Origin of the sequence: Streptomyces showdoensis (assembly GCF_039535475.1) — a bacterium.
Taxonomy (GTDB): Bacteria; Actinomycetota; Actinomycetes; order Streptomycetales; family Streptomycetaceae; genus Streptomyces; species Streptomyces showdoensis.
Genome location: NZ_BAAAXG010000002.1, coordinates 254,224 through 269,853 on the forward strand (window position 1 = coordinate 254,224; position 15,630 = coordinate 269,853).

The 15,630-nt window shown below is 72.6% G+C and carries 11 protein-coding genes; 3 read left to right on the forward strand and 8 right to left on the reverse strand.

Annotated elements, in window-relative coordinates; all coding sequences use genetic code 11:
• Positions 1-85 precede the first annotated feature (85 nt).
• Genes ABD981_RS01165 through ABD981_RS01180 form a run of 4 tightly spaced genes read right to left on the reverse strand, consistent with a single transcriptional unit; the run spans position 86 to position 5,530 of the window.
• The gene (locus ABD981_RS01165; protein WP_046906048.1) at positions 86-1,765 is read right to left on the reverse strand and encodes a dipeptide ABC transporter ATP-binding protein; all 1,680 of its coding nucleotides are present in this window, start codon (positions 1,763-1,765) and stop codon (positions 86-88) included.
• Entirely contained in the window at positions 1,762-2,754 is a 993-nt protein-coding gene (locus ABD981_RS01170; RefSeq protein WP_046906049.1) for an ABC transporter permease, read from the reverse strand. The genes ABD981_RS01165 and ABD981_RS01170 overlap by 4 nt, the downstream gene beginning before the upstream one ends.
• 12 nt (positions 2,755-2,766) lie before the next feature.
• A complete protein-coding gene (locus tag ABD981_RS01175) occupies positions 2,767-4,545 on the reverse strand; it encodes an ABC transporter substrate-binding protein (RefSeq protein ID WP_123954184.1) in 1,779 nt (592 codons plus the stop codon).
• Positions 4,546-4,603: 58 nt separating this feature from the next.
• Positions 4,604-5,530, reverse strand: a complete 927-nt coding sequence (locus tag ABD981_RS01180; protein ID WP_046906050.1) for an ABC transporter permease — start codon at positions 5,528-5,530, stop codon at positions 4,604-4,606.
• A gap of 374 nt (positions 5,531-5,904) precedes the next feature.
• On the opposite strand from ABD981_RS01180, the gene ABD981_RS01185 reads away from it, so the two are divergent.
• Positions 5,905-8,325 (forward strand): SpoIIE family protein phosphatase, encoded by a 2,421-nt coding sequence (locus tag ABD981_RS01185; RefSeq protein WP_046906051.1) that lies wholly within the window; start codon positions 5,905-5,907, stop codon positions 8,323-8,325.
• A 58-nt stretch (positions 8,326-8,383) separates the two neighbouring features.
• Here the strand turns inward: ABD981_RS01185 and ABD981_RS01190 are convergent, their stop codons facing one another.
• Positions 8,384-9,475 (reverse strand): PP2C family protein-serine/threonine phosphatase, encoded by a 1,092-nt coding sequence (locus ABD981_RS01190; RefSeq protein WP_046906052.1) that lies wholly within the window; start codon positions 9,473-9,475, stop codon positions 8,384-8,386.
• 222 nt (positions 9,476-9,697) lie between these two features.
• Positions 9,698-11,038, reverse strand: coding sequence for a helix-turn-helix domain-containing protein (locus tag ABD981_RS01195; protein ID WP_046906094.1), 1,341 nt, complete (start codon positions 11,036-11,038; stop codon positions 9,698-9,700).
• Positions 11,039-11,200: 162 nt separating this feature from the next.
• Here ABD981_RS01195 and ABD981_RS01200 point away from each other — a divergent pair, with 162 nt between their 5' ends.
• Positions 11,201-12,556, forward strand: coding sequence for a M64 family metallopeptidase (locus ABD981_RS01200; RefSeq protein WP_240495102.1), 1,356 nt, complete (start codon positions 11,201-11,203; stop codon positions 12,554-12,556).
• Between the two features lie 114 nt (positions 12,557-12,670).
• Here ABD981_RS01200 and ABD981_RS01205 read toward each other — a convergent pair whose 3' ends face one another.
• On the reverse strand, positions 12,671-13,276 hold the full coding sequence (locus ABD981_RS01205; protein WP_046906053.1) for a dihydrofolate reductase family protein: 606 nt from the start codon (positions 13,274-13,276) through the stop codon (positions 12,671-12,673).
• Between the two features lie 277 nt (positions 13,277-13,553).
• Between ABD981_RS01205 and ABD981_RS01210 the strand changes: the two genes are divergently transcribed.
• Positions 13,554-14,279 carry a peptidylprolyl isomerase gene (locus tag ABD981_RS01210; RefSeq protein ID WP_046906054.1) on the forward strand — a complete coding sequence of 242 codons (726 nt, stop codon included), beginning with the start codon at positions 13,554-13,556 and terminating at the stop codon, positions 14,277-14,279.
• A gap of 154 nt (positions 14,280-14,433) precedes the next feature.
• Here the strand turns inward: ABD981_RS01210 and ABD981_RS01215 are convergent, their stop codons facing one another.
• Positions 14,434-15,399 (reverse strand): MASE1 domain-containing protein, encoded by a 966-nt coding sequence (locus tag ABD981_RS01215; RefSeq protein WP_046906055.1) that lies wholly within the window; start codon positions 15,397-15,399, stop codon positions 14,434-14,436.
• Positions 15,400-15,630 lie beyond the last annotated feature (231 nt).

The following is a 15,630-nucleotide window of genomic DNA, read 5'->3' on the forward strand; positions in this document are numbered from 1 at the left end:
GGGTGGGTGCCCGGCGGGGAGGGGGCGGGCCCTTCCCACCGGGCCCTCCCTCCCCGCCGGGCACCCCCACCTCACGCCGCCGCGGTCACAGGACCGCCGCGAGCAGCTCCTTGGTGTACGGCGCGCTCGGTGTGTCGAAGACCGCGTCCCGTGGGCCCGTCTCCACCAGCTCGCCCGCTCGCAGGACCGCGATCCGGTCGCAGAAGTGCCGTACCACCGCCAGGTCGTGGGAGATGAAGAGGAGCGACAGGCCGAGTTCCTCGCGCAGGTCCATGAGGAGGTTCAGGACCTGGGCCTGGACGGAGACGTCCAGCGCGGAGACCGGTTCGTCGGCGATGATCAGGCGGGGCCGTACGGCCAGCGCCCGGGCGATGCCGATGCGTTGACGCTGGCCGCCGGAGAACTCGTGCGGATGGCGGGACAGGTGCGACGCGGAAAGTCCCACCTGTTCGAGGAGCTCCGCCGCGCGCTTCCTGCGCCCCGCCGCGTCCAGGTCGGTGTGGACGCGCAGCGGCGTCGTGACGATCTGCTCCACCGTGCGGCGCGGGTTCAGCGAGGCGTACGGGTCCTGGAAGACCAGCTGGACGTCCCGGCTCAGCTCGCGCCGCAGGCGCGTGCTCGTCGCCGCCCCCGAGATGTCCCTGCCGTCGAAGCGGACCTGCCCCCTCGTCGGGCGACGCAGGCCGGCCAGGACCCGGGCGATCGTGGACTTTCCCGAACCGGACTCGCCGACCAGGCCCAGGGCCTCGCCGCGCGCCACGTGCAGGCTCACGCCCCGGACGGCGGGATGGGGGCGGGCGCGACGGCGGCCCGGGTAGTCCACGCGGAGGTCGCGCACTTCGGCCAGGACGCCGCGGTCGCGGTCGCGGCCGGGGTCGGAGCCAGGGCCGGGGGCCGCAGGGAGGCGGCCCGCCGGCCGTGACCGCGGCCCCGGGTCGTCGAGCGTGGGGAGGCGGGTGCCGGGCGGGGTGCTCAGGGTGGGGGCCGCTCCGATCAGCGCTCGGGTGTAGGGGTGGGCGGGAGAGGACAGGAGGCGCTGCGTGAGCCCCTCCTCCAGGGCTTCGCCGTCCCTCAGCACCATGGTGCGATGGCACGTCGCCGCCACCACGCCCACGTCGTGGGTGATCAGGAGCATGGCGGTGCCGGTCTCCGACTGGAGGGCGCGGATCAGGTCGAGAACCTGGTGCTGGACCCGGGCGTCCAGTGCCGTGGTCGGTTCGTCGGCGATCAGGACGTCCGGATGGTTGATCAGCGCCATGGCGATGACCGCCCGCTGCCGCATGCCGCCCGAGAGCTGATGGGGGTGGTCCGAGGCCCGCGCGGCCGGGATGCCCACCCGTTCCAGCATGGCCGCCGCCCGCTCCCGCGCCTCCCTCCGGTTCGCCTTCGGGTGGTGGACGCGGTGCGCCTCCGCGATCTGCGCGCCGATGCCGTGGAAGGGCGACAGCGCGTCCAGGGCGTCCTGGAAGACCATGGCGACGCGGGATCCCCTGATCCTCCTGAGGACCGATTCCGGCGCGCCCACCGTCTCGGTCCCGGGGTGGCCCACCTGGACGCTCCCCTCGACACGGGTGCGCGCCGGGTCGTGGAGGCCCAGGGCCGCCAGGCCGATCGTCGACTTGCCCGAGCCCGACTCCCCGACCAGGCCCAGGACCTCACCCGGCGCCAGGTCGAAGGAGACGCCCCGGACCGCCGTAACCGGCCCGTGGGCCGTGCCGAAGGTGACCGTCAGGTCGCGGACGCGCAAGGCGTGTGGGGTACTCATGCCAACCTCACCCGAGGATCCAGCCAGGCCACCACCAGGTCGGCCACGGCCACGAACACGACGACGAAGAACGCGGCGAGGAGCACGGTGCCGACGACCGTGGGCAGGTCGTTGCCGTTCACCGCGTCGACGGCCAGCTTGCCGACGCCGCCGAGCCCGAACACGGTCTCCGTGATGAACGCGCCGCCCAGCAGCGCCCCGACCTCCAGGCCGAGCAGCTGCACCAGCGGGCCGGCCGCTCCCCGGGCGGTGTACCTCAGATGGGTGCGCAGGGTGCCCAGACCCTTCGCGCGGGCCGTGCGCACGTACCCGTGGTGCATGGTCTCCAGCATCTGCGAGCGCGTCAGGCGGGCGTACACGGCCGCGTTGACGAAGCCCAGCACCAGCCACGGGAGGACCAGTCCCAGGGCCCACTGGGCCGGCTGGGCGGCGAAGGGAACGTACCGCGGCGGCGCGAACAGTCCCGTGGAGTAGACGAGCAGGAACTGGAGCACGTATCCGAGGAAGTAGATCTGGACGCTGGCGCCCAGCAGGTTGAAGCCGGACAGCAGGCGGTCGGACGGCCGGCCCCGGCGCAGCGCCGCCGTCAGGCCCGAGCCGACGCCCAGGACGAGGATCACCCCGAGGGCGCCGACCGCGAGGGAGACGGTCACCGGGAGCCGGTCCTCGATGGCGGTGAGGACGGGCTGGTGGAGGGCGTAGGAGTAGCCGAGGCAGGGGGAGGGGCAGGGGATCGGGGTGCCGTCGACGTCCGCGATGGTGCGGCCGGTGACGATGCCGCCGACGTAGTCGGTGAACTGGGCGAGGATCGGCTGGTCGAACCCCATGCTCGTGCGCACGGCCGCGAGCTGCGCGGAGTCGCACCTGGGGCCGCAGGCGATCCGAGCCGGGTCGGAGGGGGCGGCGTGGAAGAGCCCGAAGGCCGTGGCGGTGATCGCGACGAGCACCGCCACGGCCTGCGCGACCCTCTTGAGGAGGTATCGGGTCATGGTCGCAGGAGGTCAGGAGTTCTCGACGTACACGTTGGCCAGGGCCGGGACGCCGTAGATCGGGTGGGTGGCGGCGCCGCCGATCTTCTCGCCGCGGAACTGGGAGATGCTCTTGTAGAGGAAGGGCACCAGCGGGACGTCCTTCATGACCGTCTCCTCCAGGTCGATCAGCTCCTCGGCCTTCTTCTGCGCGTCACCGATCCGCGCGATGCGGGCCAGCTCCCCGTCCACCCGCGGGTTGCCGTAGCGGATGGGGTTGGACACCGCGTCGAGGTGGCTCTCGTAGCCGAGGGGGAGCAGGGTCGACGGGGTGGGCCAGTCCACGGAGTTGGTGGACAGGAACAGGTCGTACGGGTTGTCGCCGCCGCCGAAGACCACGTCGCTGAAGGCGGCCGGCGTGAGGCCCTTCGCGACGAGCTTGATCCCGGCCTTGGCGAAGGCGTCGACGAGGACCTGGGCGACCTGGTCGTCCTGCGGGCTCTCCGTGGGGTACGCGTACGTCAGCTTGGTGACCTTCCGCTCCGCCTTGGCCAGGTGTTCCCTGGCCTTGGCGACATCGCCGGCGGGGGCGACGGGGTAGAGGTCGTACTTCTTCCAGCCGACGACGGCGGGAGAGGAGAGGGTGGTCGCGAAGTCGCCGGCGTAACGGCCGCCGAGGACCTGGCGGGCCTGTTCGCGTGGGAAGAGGTAGTGGATGGCCTTGCGGACCTCGGGGTCGGTGACCCGGTCGTTCCTGATGTAGAGGTCCTGGGTGTAGGCGCCCTGACTGCCCGAGACGACGAGCCTGCGCTTGGCGGGGTCGCGTTCGACCGTGGCGATCAGCTCCGGCGGCAGCGTGTCCTTGGTGGTGAGCGTGGTCGCGCCGGCGCCCTGCCCGTTGAACACCTCCTGCGCGGTGTTGAGGGCCGCCTTGCCGAAGGTGAACTCGAAGCGGTCCGGATAGGCGTGGCGGATCGAGTCGGTCTCCGGCTTCCAGTGCGGATTGCGCTCCAGGGTGAGGCTCTGGTTCTGCCGGTGCTCGACGATCCGGTACGGCCCGGTGGCGAAGGGCTTCAGGTCGTAGCCGGTGCCGGTGTCCTTGTCCTCGCGGACCGGCGAGGAGGAGGACTGGGCGGCCATGTACGGCACGTCGGACTGCGGCTCGGGGAAGTGGAAGACGAGGGTCTTGTCGTCGGGCGTCTCGATGGCCCTGAGGTCGCCGTCCTTCTTGGGGCCGCCGTACTTCTTCACGGCCTCGGTCCGGTCCTTGGATCCGGTGAGCCACTGCGGCCAGTACGTGGGGCCGATCTCGAAGCCGGGGGCGAAGGTGCGCTCGATGCCGTACTTGACCTGCTGCGCGGTGACGGGCTTGCCGTCCTCCCAGGCGATGCCGTCCTTCAGCCGGTAGGTCCAGGTGCGACCGCCGTCGGAGGACGTGCCGGTGTCGGTGGCGAGGTCGCCGACCAGCCTGGGCCTGCCGTCGACGATCTGGTACTGCGTCAACTGCCGGCCCCACAGCAGGGAGGTGCTGTATCTCTCGCCGGCGTAGATCTTCTGCGGGTCGAGGTGGGAGAAGTCGGCCTCGTTGGCGACGGTGACGGTGCCGCCCTTGCGGGCTCCGGTGATCTCGGGGGCGGGTCCCCGGCTGTCCTTCGCGGTGCCGAGGGTGGTGGTCAGCAGCCGGCCGCTCTTGGCCGCGGTGCTGTTCTGCGCCGTGCCGGCGCCCGCGCCTGCGGAGCAGGAGCACAGCAGCACGGCGGCGGCGGTGGCCAGAACGGGGACGGCTGCGGCGCGGGTGGTGAATGCGGGCATGACGAACTCCGATGCGTGGTGCAGGTGTTGAGGGTGAGGGTGGGTGAAGGGGAGGGGTTCAGCGGACGGTGTGCGGGTCGAGCGCGTCCCGGACGGCGTCGCCGAGGAGGTTGAAGGCGAGGACGAAGACGAGGAGCGAGACGCCGGGGAACACCAGGTAGGTGGGGTCGTCGTAGAAGACCTCGGAGCCCCGGGAGATCATGCGGCCCCAGTCGGGGATGGGCTCGCTGATGCCGACGCCCAGGAAGGACAGCGCGGCCTCGGTGGTGACGAACGCCGGCACCGTGAGGGTGATGTGCACCAGGACCGGTGCCCAGACGTTCGGCAGCAGTTCACGGAAGACGATGTGCCGTCGGCTCGCGCCGACGGCCCGGGCCGCCTCGACGAACTCCCGCTCGCGCAGGGACCGTACGAGGGTGCGCAGCACCATCGCGAGCGGTACCCAGCCGAAGGCGGAGAAGACGAGGACGAGGACGGTGAACTGCATCCAGGCGGGTTCGTCCTCGCCCGGACCGACGAAGCGGGTCTGGACGACGGGGCCGAGCGTGAGCAGGAGCAGCAGCGCCGGGAAGGCCAGCAGCACGTTGCAGACGAAGGTGAACGCCCTGTCGACGAGGCCGCTGAGATAGCCGACGGTGACGCCGACGACCACGCCGATGACGGCGACGACGGCGGCCGAGGCGAGGGCGATCAGCAGCGAGGTGCGTATGCCGTAGAGGAGCTGGGCGAGGACGTCCCGCCCGAGGCCGGGTTCGATGCCGAACCAGTGCTGGGCGGAGACACCGCCGTTGGGCAGCATGGGCAGGCCTTCGGGGCTCAGCAGGCCGGCCTGGTTCTGACCGTAGTGCTCGGTGGGGTTCTTGCCGTAGAGGGCGGCGAGGAGGGGTGCGGCGGCGGCGAGGAGCAGGAAGAACCCGACGACGCCCAGCGAGACGATTCCGACCCGGTCGCGCCGGAACGCCTGTGCCACCGATACCGCTGCCATGCTGCCGTACTCCCGACTCGCTCGGCCGCTCCCGTAGTGGGGGAGGGCCCTGGATCACGCCGGAGACGGGGTCCCCGCTCCGCACAGGGGGGATTAGATCAGAAGGTCAACAGGCCTGCAATGTGCCTAATTCGAAGGGTGAATGGCTTGAGGGCCTTGGATGTCAAGAATGTTTCCCCGTTCACGGTGCCGAAACAGGAATGCGCCCACATCGGCATGAAACGCCTGAACCGGAGAGACCGGCGTCACAGGCTCCACCCGGGTCCCCGTCGTACGGCGGGGACAGCCGGCCGCGCCCCGTCCGACCCGCGCGTCGCGTCCGGAACCAGACCGAGCGCACTGCGGTCACGACCGCTCGGAAGGATGATGGGACCATGGAAGGGCTGCCTTTCACTCCCGGAGCGGATGAAGGCGGGCACCTCGGTCCGCCCCCGGCCGCTTTCGCCCTGCTCGACGCGGACGGAGTGCTCGTCGGCTGGAGCCCCGAGGCCGAGGCCCTCGTGGGCTATCCCGCCGCGCAGGTGCTGGGACGCCACGCGGCGGACCTGCTCGTGATGTCGCACGCCGATCGCGACGGACCGGGAGGGCCGCACGCCGCTCGCGACGGGCCGGAAGGGCGGCGGACGCACCCGCGGCCGCGGTTCGGCGGGACCCGCAGTGCCGTCGTGGACGTGCGCCACCGCAGCGGACACACCGTGCGCGTGGCGGTGACTCTGCGTCCCCTGACCCCCGCTCCCGACGGGAGCCCCACCGGCCGGGCCCCCTCCGCCGTCCTCATGGCGACCGAGCTGGAGGGGCTTCGCTGGTGGGAGACCCGGCAGGCGATGCTGCAGGGGCTCGTGACCCAGTCGCCGGTCACGCTGACCATCTACGGACCCGGCGCGCGCCTCCTGTGGGCCAACGCGTCCAGTGTCCGGGAGCTCGGCGGCGACCTGGAGGCGTCCCTGGGCCGCTCCATGACCGAACTCTTTCCCGGCGACGTCCTCACCACCCAGCACATGGCGCCGCCCGAGGAGTTCGTCCGGCAGATCCTCGAGTCCGGCGAACCGGTCATCGACGTGCACTTCCGAGGGCGCGCCCCGGCCGACCCGCGGCGTGAGCGCGTCTGGTCCTCGTCCTACTTCCGGCTCCTGGACGGCCGGGGGGAGCCGGTGGGCGTGTGCGAACAGTCCATCGACGTCACCGACCACTACCGTGCCCAGCAGCGCCTGGAGCTGCTGGCGGAGGCCGGCGCGCGGATCGGGGCGACGCTCGACCCGTCCGGAACGGCAGCGGAGCTCGCCAAGGTCGCCGTGCCGCACTACGCCGACGCCGTGCTGGTCGACGTGGCGGCGGAGGTGCTCGAAGGGGAGGAGCCGCAGCCCGTCACGGCAGGGGGCCTGGTGCGCGTGGCCGATACCGACGGAGAGCCCTCCGCGGTGGGCGAGCGGGTCGCGTACGCCGCCGGATCGCCGCAGGCCGAGGGCCTGGCCGCGGGACGTACGACCGCGGACGCCGTGGGCGCCCCGCGACGGCTCCACGTCCCGCTGATCGTCCGGGGGACGCCCTTGGGCCTGGTCACCTTCGTGCGGGGCGACGACTCGGAAGCCTTCGACGACGGCGATCGGGCGGTGGCGGAGGAGCTGGCCTCACGGACCGCCGTGTGCATCGACAACGCCCGGAGGTACCTCCGGGAGCGCAGCGCGGCGTTCCTGCTCCAGCGCAGCCTGCTGCCACGATCGCTGCCCGAGCTGAGCGCGGTCGAGGCGGCGAGCCGCTACCTTCCCGCCGACAGCCACCTCGGCGCCGGCGGTGACTGGTTCGACGTCATCCCGCTGTCCGGCGCACGGGTCGGACTGGTCGTGGGGGACGTCGTCGGCCACGGGCTGGGAGCCGCTGCCGCCATGGGGCGCCTGCGCGCGATGGTGCGCACCCTGGCCGAGCTGGACCTCACGCCCGACGAACTCCTGGCCCGGCTGAACGACCAGGTCGGCAAGGACGCGACGGACCGGAACGCGAAGGGCCCGGACGGCGGCGGCGCCGTCGGGGCGACCTGCGTCTACGGGATCTACGATCCGGCTTCCGGGACGAGCACCTGGGCGGCGGCGGGACACCCGCCACCGGCCGTCGTTCCGCCGGAGGGCCCCGTCGGCTTCCTCCGCCTGCCGCCGGGGCCCCCGCTGGGCGTGGGGCGGCTTCCGTACGAGGGCGCGGAAGTGGAGCTCGGGGCGGGAAGCCTGGTCGTCCTGTTCACCGACGGCCTCGTGGAGGCCCGGGGGCAGGGCGCCGAGGTGGGGACGGCCCGCCTGGCGGCGGTGCTCGGGGAGCAGCGGGGGTCGTCCGCCGACCTGGTGTGCGCCCATGTCGTCGCGGAGCTGGCGTCGGACCGCGTGCGGGACGACGCGACGCTCCTCGTCGTGCGGACCCGCGCGCTGGACGCACGCCAGGTAGCGGCCTGGGAGCTGCCCCCGGACCCCTCGCTCGTCGCCCGCGCGCGGTCGATGGCCGCGGAACAGCTCGGGCGGTGGGGACTGGACGACCTGGCCTTCACCACGGAACTGGTGGTCAGCGAACTGGTCACCAACGCGATCCGTCACGCCTCGGGACCGATCGGTCTGCGCCTCATCCGGGACCGTTCCCTCATCTGCGAGGTCTCCGACGCGCAGCACACCTCACCGCATGCCCGTTACGCCGGCAACGACGAGGAGGGCGGACGCGGGTTGTTCATGGTCTCCCAGCTCACCGAGCACTGGGGCACGCGCTACATGCCGACAGGCAAGACGATCTGGGCGGAACAGGCCTTGCCCGTGCCCTGACGGCCACGCGCCGCGACGAGGCGGACCTGGCCCGCGGGACCCGGCCGCCGGGGGCGGCTCATGGCGTGTGCATGCGTACGGCCAGGGCGGCGATGTCGTCGTCGAGGCTGCCCCTGCTGTGGCGCAGGAGGTCGTGGTGCAGGGCCGTGAGTAGATCACGGGGAGGCGTGGGGGGCTGCCGGCGCATCCACGCCGTCAACGGGAAGAACTCGCCGTCCCGGGCCCGGGTTTCCGCGATCCCGTCCGTGTAGAGGAGGAGGACCTCCCCGGGAGCGAAGTCGAAGGCGTCCATGCCGTAGTGGTCGCCGATCAGCTCCGCGAGACTGAGCAGGGGCGAGGGGTCGGACGGCTCCAGGACGCGCACGCTCTTCAGGCCGTGGACCAGGGGCGGGGGGTGTCCGCAGTTGACGATGGTGATGCGGCCGCCCTCGTGCGGGATCTCGACGAGCAGCGCGGTGGCGAAGCGTTCCATCGGCGCCTCGGGCGGATGGGCGGCGTTGTGCCGGGCGCAGCTGGCGTCCAGCCGGCGGGCGACGTCGGCCATGGAGGCTTCGCCGTGTGCCCCCTCCCGGAAGGCGTTGACGATCGCAGCGGCGGCTCCCACCGCCGGCAGCCCTTTGCCCCGTACGTCTCCGATGAGGAGCCGTACGCCGTACGGGGTGTCGACCACCTCGTAGAAGTCCCCGCCGATGCGGGCCTCCGCGGCGGCCGCGAGGTACAGCGACTCGATCTCGATGTTCCGGAAACGGTGCGGCAGGGGCCGCAGCACCACCTGCTGGGCGGCGTCGGCGACCAGCCGCACCTGGAACAGCGTGCGCTCCCGCTGGAGCCGGACATGGCTTCCGTACGCGGCGGCCACGGTGACCGCGACGATCCCCCCGCAGGTCCACCACGTCCCCAGGTCGGGGAAGACGAAGCTGAGGCCGATCATCAGAAGGAGGCAGACGGTCCCGAGAAGGACGGTCGGGAGGACCGGCCACATGGAGGCGGCCAGGGCCGGCGCCGCGGGCAGGAGCCGGCTGAAGGCCATCTCCGGCGGGGTGGCGTAGGCCAGGCTGGCGATCACGACGGTCAGAATCACCGGCGACAGCCGCACGAGCCTGCCGTAGCCGTTGCTCCGACGGAGCCGCGGCCGTCCGGACTCGATCATGAATCCCAGCGTATCCGCGAGGGGCCCGCTCAGCGACGTGACGAAGGGGGCCCCATGGCACGGGGCGGCCCTGCCGGCCGGCGCGGGTGGGACCCCGCGAGCCGGCTGCCGGGCAGGAGCCCGGCTCAGGCGCCTCTTCCCGTGCCCCAGGAGGCAGCGGGCCATGCTGTCGGTCGTGGCCGGGGTCCCGTCGCCGCCGGACGCGCCGGGCCCGGTGCCGCCCTACAGGAGCGGCTGGGCGGGTGCCGGACCGAGCGTGGTGGTGCCGGCGGTGCGGTGGCCGAGGCCCGTGCGGTACGCGTCGAGGGCCGCCTCCACCCGGCCGGTGCGGCGCAGCAGGTCGCCGAGGAGCCGGCACAGGTCGGCGAGGTCGCCCGCGGCGCCGGCCCGTTCCAGGAGGCCCAGTGCGCGGAGGTAGTGCTGCTCGGCCGCCTCGGTGTCGTGGGCGTCCTCGGCGATGATGCCGAGCAGCCGGTGCGCGGCGGCCGAGTGCACCGCGCCGCGCTCAGGGGAGAGGCCGCCGAGCACTCCCCGGAGGAGCTTCGACGCCTCCTCGGACGCGCCGCGCCGGTGGAGCACGTCGGCGAGTTCGACGGCGACCTGACTGCTGTAGAGGGTGGCGCGCCGGGAGTCGAGCATGGCCAGGGCGGCGCGCAACTCCTCCTCCGCGCGGGAGAGTTCGCCTTTCTGCGCGTACACGTACCCGCGCATCCAGCGGCAGTTGGCCAGCTCCGTACGGATCTTCAGCTGGTGGTACATCTCGGCGGCCTTGGCGAGTGAGGCGTCCGCCTCGGCGATCCTGCCCTCGGCGAGCAGGGTGCGCGCGACCGAGCGGTGCATCCGGGCGATCAGCGCCGGGTCGCCGGCCTGGGGGGCGAGGGCGAGGGCCAGTTCCGCCGCCTGCGCGGCGCGGGCCTGCGCGCCCATGTCCATGTAGGGACTGATCAGGGCGGTGTGGAGCAGGAGCAGGGCGTCGGGGTCGTGCAGTCCGGCGAGGTTGATCTCGTCGAGCGTGGACTCCAGGAGGTAGACGGCGTAGCGGAGTTCACCGGCCAGGTAGTGGGCGACGGCGCGGCCGCGCCGGGCCGGGACGCGGGCGGGCAGCGAGGCTGTGGCCAGGGTGTTCTCGGCGTGCTCGAAGTGTTCGCGGGCAGCCGTGAGGTCGCCGGTGTCGAGACGGCATTCGCCGAGCCCGAGCAGCGCGGTGGCCTGTTCGTCGACGAGCCCGTGCGTCACGGCCTCCGCGAGCAGCTCGGCGTACTGGAGAGCGGCCTGTTCGGCCTCGCCGTCGGTGAGGACGCGTTGCGCCTCGGTGAGCCGGAGCCGCAGGCCGGAGGCGAGGTGGGCGGGCCGTCCGGTGGCGAGTTCGTCGAAGGCGACGCCGAGCCGGCCGGCGAGATGGTGCAGCGCCTCGTCGGAGGGGCGCACCCGGCCGGCCTCCAGGGTGGAGACGTAGGCGGGCGTGTAGGAGGGCTCGGCCAGCTGTCTCTGTGTCAGTCCCCTTTCGCGCCGCAGCCGTTGCACTCTGCGGCCGATGATCTCGGGGTCGTCCCGCTTCGCCATGCGCTCCATCATGCCAGTGCCCCTCGCTGTCCTCGCCGGTGAGAGCGCTGCCGTGACGGTTCCGGGCCGTCGGCCCGCCTTGCCCGTCCCGTCCCGGGCCTTGTGTCCCCGACTCCCAACCCCCTAGCTTAAGCCGCTGGTTAAGCAGATTTACATCACGGCTTGAGAGAGGTCGTCGTGCTCAGACACGGATCTACCCGCACCCGCTGGATCGTCTCCGTCGGCGCCGCTGCCACGGCCGCCGCCCTGCTCGCCGGCGCGAGCGCGTCCGCCGCGGAGCCCGTCCCCGTCACCGGCACCGTCCCGGTGGCGACGCACGAGGTCGAGTACTTCGACGGCCCCCGGGCCGAACCCCGGCACAAGAGGGTTCCGGCCCAGGCCCCGGCGAGGATCACCGGCCAGCGGCGGGCGACCGCGACCACGCCCGCCCCGGCCACAGCCGCGGTGACCCCCGTCCAGGAGACCGGACCGGTCTCGGGGCGGCTCGACCTGGTCGTCATGGGCGACGGCTACACCGCCGGGCAGCAGGCCGACTTCCACGCGGACGCGCAGGCCACGCTCGACGCGGTCTTCGCCATCGAGCCGTACGCCAGCTACCGCGGCCTGTTCAACATCTGGCTGGTGGACGCCGCCTCCGCCGAGTCCGGCGTCTCCGGCGACCCGACCGCAGCGGTCGTGAGGGACACGGCCCTCAGCTCCTACTTCTTCTGCGAGGACACCGAGCGGCTGCTCTGCCTCGACACGTCCAAGGTGACCGCGTACGCCGACCAGGCGCCCGCCTCCGACATCGTCTTCGTCATCGCCAACTCCACCAAGTACGGCGGCGCGGGCTACAGCTTCCCCACCCCGCCGGACGGGGCCTCGTACCGCGGCATCGCCACCATGTCCTCCGACAACCCGCAGTCGTACCTCATAGGCGCCCACGAGCTCGGCCACTCGATAGGCCTGCTGGCCGACGAGTACCAGTACGCCGGCTACGGCGCCTACCCGTACCCCTCGTCCGACAGCGCCAACATCTCCGTCACCGCCGACCTCGGCACGAGCAAGTGGTACCGCTGGCTGGGCGAGCAGGACCCGACCGGCTCCGTGATCGGCACCTACGAGGGCGGCGACTACTACGAGACGGGCGTCTACCGCCCGACCGGCACCTCCCTCATGCGCACCCTGGCCTCCACGCAGTTCAACCACGTCGGACGCGAGGCGATGATCAAGGGCTTCTACACCTACGCGGACGCCGTGACCTCGACCGTGCCGACCGGGACCCGGGTGCGCGCGACCCAGGCCCTCACCGTCCGGCTCGCCCCGGTGTCCGGCCTCGCGCGTCCGGTCCTGACCTGGTACGTCGACGGGAAGCCGGTCACCCGGGCCACGGGCGACCCGTCGGTGACCCCCGCCGAACTCGGCGCGGTCCGCAGCGGCCAGCGGGTCACGGCCACGGTCACCGACACCACGCGGGCCGTCCGCGACCCCGCGGTCCGCGCGGCGACGAGCAACTCGCTGACCTGGCGCGTGCGCTGACGCTCCCCGACGACGACGGCCGGGCGCGAGAGCCCGGCCGCCCTCACGCGCGTCGGCCCGGGCCGGAGCGGCCGGTGGCCGCCCGCCGGGTGGGAGGAACCGCGGCAACCACCGTCAGTAGCTGTCGTACCTGGGTCGGCCGGCCGGCCGGTAGACACCGACCACGGTGCCGCCCTTCGTCGTCGAGACGCTGACCGGCTCCAGCGCCGTGGGGATCGCACCCTCGGCGAACAGCCGCTTGCCCGTGCCGATGATCACCGGGTGGATGGTCAGCCTGTACTCGTCGACCAGATCGTGCCGCATGAGGGTCTGGGCGAGGTCGCCGCTGCCGACGACGTTGACGGAGCCGCCGTCGGAGGCCTTCAGCGCCCGTACGGCATCGACGGTGTCACCCTCCAGGAGCGTGGAGTTCTGCCACTGGACGGACGTCAGCGTCCGAGACGCCACGTACTTGTGCATGCCGTTCATGCGCGCGGTGAACGGGTTGCCGGGATCGGCCGTCGGCCAGTACGACGCGAAGATCTCGTACGTCTTGCGCCCGAGCAACATCGCGTCGGAGCGCTCGTACCACTCGGCGACGGCCGCGCCGACCTCGTCGTCGTCCACCGGCTTCTGCCAGCCGCCGTGCCGGAAGCCGCTCTCCGGGTCCTCGTCCGGCCCGCCCGGTGCCTGCATGACGCCGTCGAGCGTCAGGAACGTACAGACGATGATCTTGCGCATGGTGTGCTCCCTTCGTCTACGGGTAGACCACACGACCGCCGGAAACTCATCGCGCCCCGTCCGCGGCACCGCACGACGGGGTCGCACCGCGACATCGGATCCGGTATCCGTGCGACATCGACCGTGACATTCGGACACGACATTCGGACACGACATTCGGGACCCCGCAACTCGAAGGCGTCACGCCGATCGGCCGGAAATCCCGCTCCCGCGGGCCACACCGCGCCCTAGACTGCGACCGCTCCAAGACCTGGAGATCATCGGGAGGGCGTGCAGGATGAGACGAGCACTGATCAGTGCGTTCGCGGCCGCGGCGTTGGTGGTGTCCGGGGGGAGTGTCGCCACCGCCTCCGACAGCGCTCCGCCGCGCACCACGCACGGTCCCTGCCAGTACACCCAGACCCCGGACGAGCCGCCGGCGCGCCGTGTTCCGCTGCCGCCCGACCCACGGCGCACCCCTGACCGTGGCACGGTCGACGTGGCCGTTCCGACCAGTCAGGGCCCGCTTCCGCTGCGCTTGGACCGGGCCAAGGCGCCGTGCACGGTCCAGAGTTTCCTGCACCTGGCACGGCACGGTTTCTACGACCGTACGGTGTGCCACCGCCTGACGGCGTACCCGACGCTGAAGGTCCTGCAGTGCGGCGACCCGACCGGCACCGGTGAGGGCGGGCCCGGGTACAAGTACAAGGACGAACTTCCGGTGGACCTGCCGCCCGCGGCCACCGATCCCACGGGCGCCCGTCGGCTCTACGGTCGCGGCCTGCTGGCGATGGCCAACGCCGGCCCGAACACGAACGGCTCACAGTTCTTCGTCGTCTACGGCGACTCCGCACTGCGACCGAACTACACGGTGTTCGGCACGGTCGGTCCCGCCGGTCTGACGACACTCGACAAGGTCGCCGCCGGAGGCATCGAGCCGACCGCGGAGAACCCGGCACCGGTCGACGGCACACCCGCACTGCGGACCGAGCTGCTCCACGTCCGGCTGTCCTGCCGGCACTGACACACCGCGATGTCGCCGCGTCCACGACGAACGTGGCCGGCGGGGGAGCGGCAGGCCGCTGCCGCCTGGGAGGCCGGCCGACGACAGGCGGCCGCCGCCCGGGGCGCGGGTCGGCTCCAGGCCGCGGACCAGCGCGAGGTGCCCCGCCGGACGCTCACGGATTCCGGTGCCCGCCGGGTGGGGCCGCCCGGCTCTCGGCGGCGCCGGGCGGTCCCGGTGAGGGCTCGCCCGCCGCGAGGTGCTCCAGGACCTCCGCCAGTTCCTGGCAGGCGCGGCGCACCGACCGGCGGGTCGCACGCTGCTCGGTGATGACGGAGGCGAGAAGCAGGGCGGTCAGGGCGGCGGAACCGTTGAACGCCTGCAGCTTGGCCATGATCTCGACGTCCGTGAGGTGGAGGAACGCGCCCCGCCCGGAGGTCGCCTCGAAGGTGGCGAGCACGGAGGCGAAGAGCGCGCACAGCATGCCTCCGGCGAGCTGGAAGCGGAGCGCAGCCCAGATCAGCAGGGGGAAGACGAGGAACAGCATGCTCATCGGGCTGAGCACGATCATGGGCATGAGGACCAGGGTCGTCAGTCCCAGAAGGGCCGCCTCCTTCCAGCGCCGCATCCGGAGCCGTCCGGCCGGCCCCGCGAGGACGAGCAGGAGCGGGGCGACGAGCAGCACCCCCATCGTGTCGCCCACCCACCAGGCCAGCCAGACGGGCCAGAACTCGCTCTTGTCCAGGGAGCCCTTCGCCACCTGCAGCCCGACCCCCGCGGTCGCGCTGATCATCATGGCGCCGCACCCGCCGAGGAAGACCAGGGAGAGTCCGTCCCGCAGCCGCGCCATGTCGCGACGGAAACCGGAGCGTCTCAGCAACAGGAAGGCGCAGAGCGGCGCGACGGTGTTGCTGACCACGGTGACCACCGTGGTGGGCCCCGGAGTGGTGAGGGAGGCGATGACGAGGAAGGAGCCGAGGGCGATCCCGGGCCAGACCCGCGCGCCGAGCAGCAGCAGGGCGGCGACGGCGACGCCGGTGGGAGGCCAGATGGGGGTGACCACCGCGCCTTCGACGACGAGGCGTCCCAACAGGCCGAGTCGTCCGGCCGCGTAGTAGCAAACCGCCACGGCGAGCGACATCAGAGCCGCCTCCGCGGAGGACCGGAACTGCCGAGTATCCAACACGTCAGCCATCAGACACCGGCCGGGCCGCCACGGCCGGGCAAGGCCCCTGCGTGTCGGGAGCCGCCGTCCGGTTCGGGCCCCGCCGGGCCGGAGGTCCGCTCCGGCCCGAGGTCCGCCCCGGCCTGAGGACCGCTCCGGCCTGAGGTCCGCTCCGGCCGGAGGTCCGCTCCGGCCCGAGGTCCGCCC

Bases quoted from the DNA above. Each gene is read 5' to 3' on its own strand.
- ABD981_RS01165 (WP_046906048.1), bottom strand. From the start codon at position 1,765: ATGAGTACCCCACACGCCTTGCGCGTCCGCGACCTGACGGTCACCTTC.
- ABD981_RS01210 (WP_046906054.1), top strand. From the start codon at position 13,554: ATGAGACGAGCACTGATCAGTGCGTTCGCGGCCGCGGCGTTGGTGGTG.
- ABD981_RS01175 (WP_123954184.1), bottom strand. From the start codon at position 4,545: ATGCCCGCATTCACCACCCGCGCCGCAGCCGTCCCCGTTCTGGCCACC.
- ABD981_RS01195 (WP_046906094.1), bottom strand. From the start codon at position 11,038: ATGGCGAAGCGGGACGACCCCGAGATCATCGGCCGCAGAGTGCAACGG.
- ABD981_RS01170 (WP_046906049.1), bottom strand. From the start codon at position 2,754: ATGACCCGATACCTCCTCAAGAGGGTCGCGCAGGCCGTGGCGGTGCTC.
- ABD981_RS01190 (WP_046906052.1), bottom strand. From the start codon at position 9,475: ATGATCGAGTCCGGACGGCCGCGGCTCCGTCGGAGCAACGGCTACGGC.
- ABD981_RS01215 (WP_046906055.1), bottom strand. From the start codon at position 15,399: ATGTCGCTCGCCGTGGCGGTTTGCTACTACGCGGCCGGACGACTCGGC.
- ABD981_RS01205 (WP_046906053.1), bottom strand. From the start codon at position 13,276: ATGCGCAAGATCATCGTCTGTACGTTCCTGACGCTCGACGGCGTCATG.
- ABD981_RS01180 (WP_046906050.1), bottom strand. From the start codon at position 5,530: ATGGCAGCGGTATCGGTGGCACAGGCGTTCCGGCGCGACCGGGTCGGA.
- ABD981_RS01185 (WP_046906051.1), top strand. From the start codon at position 5,905: ATGGAAGGGCTGCCTTTCACTCCCGGAGCGGATGAAGGCGGGCACCTC.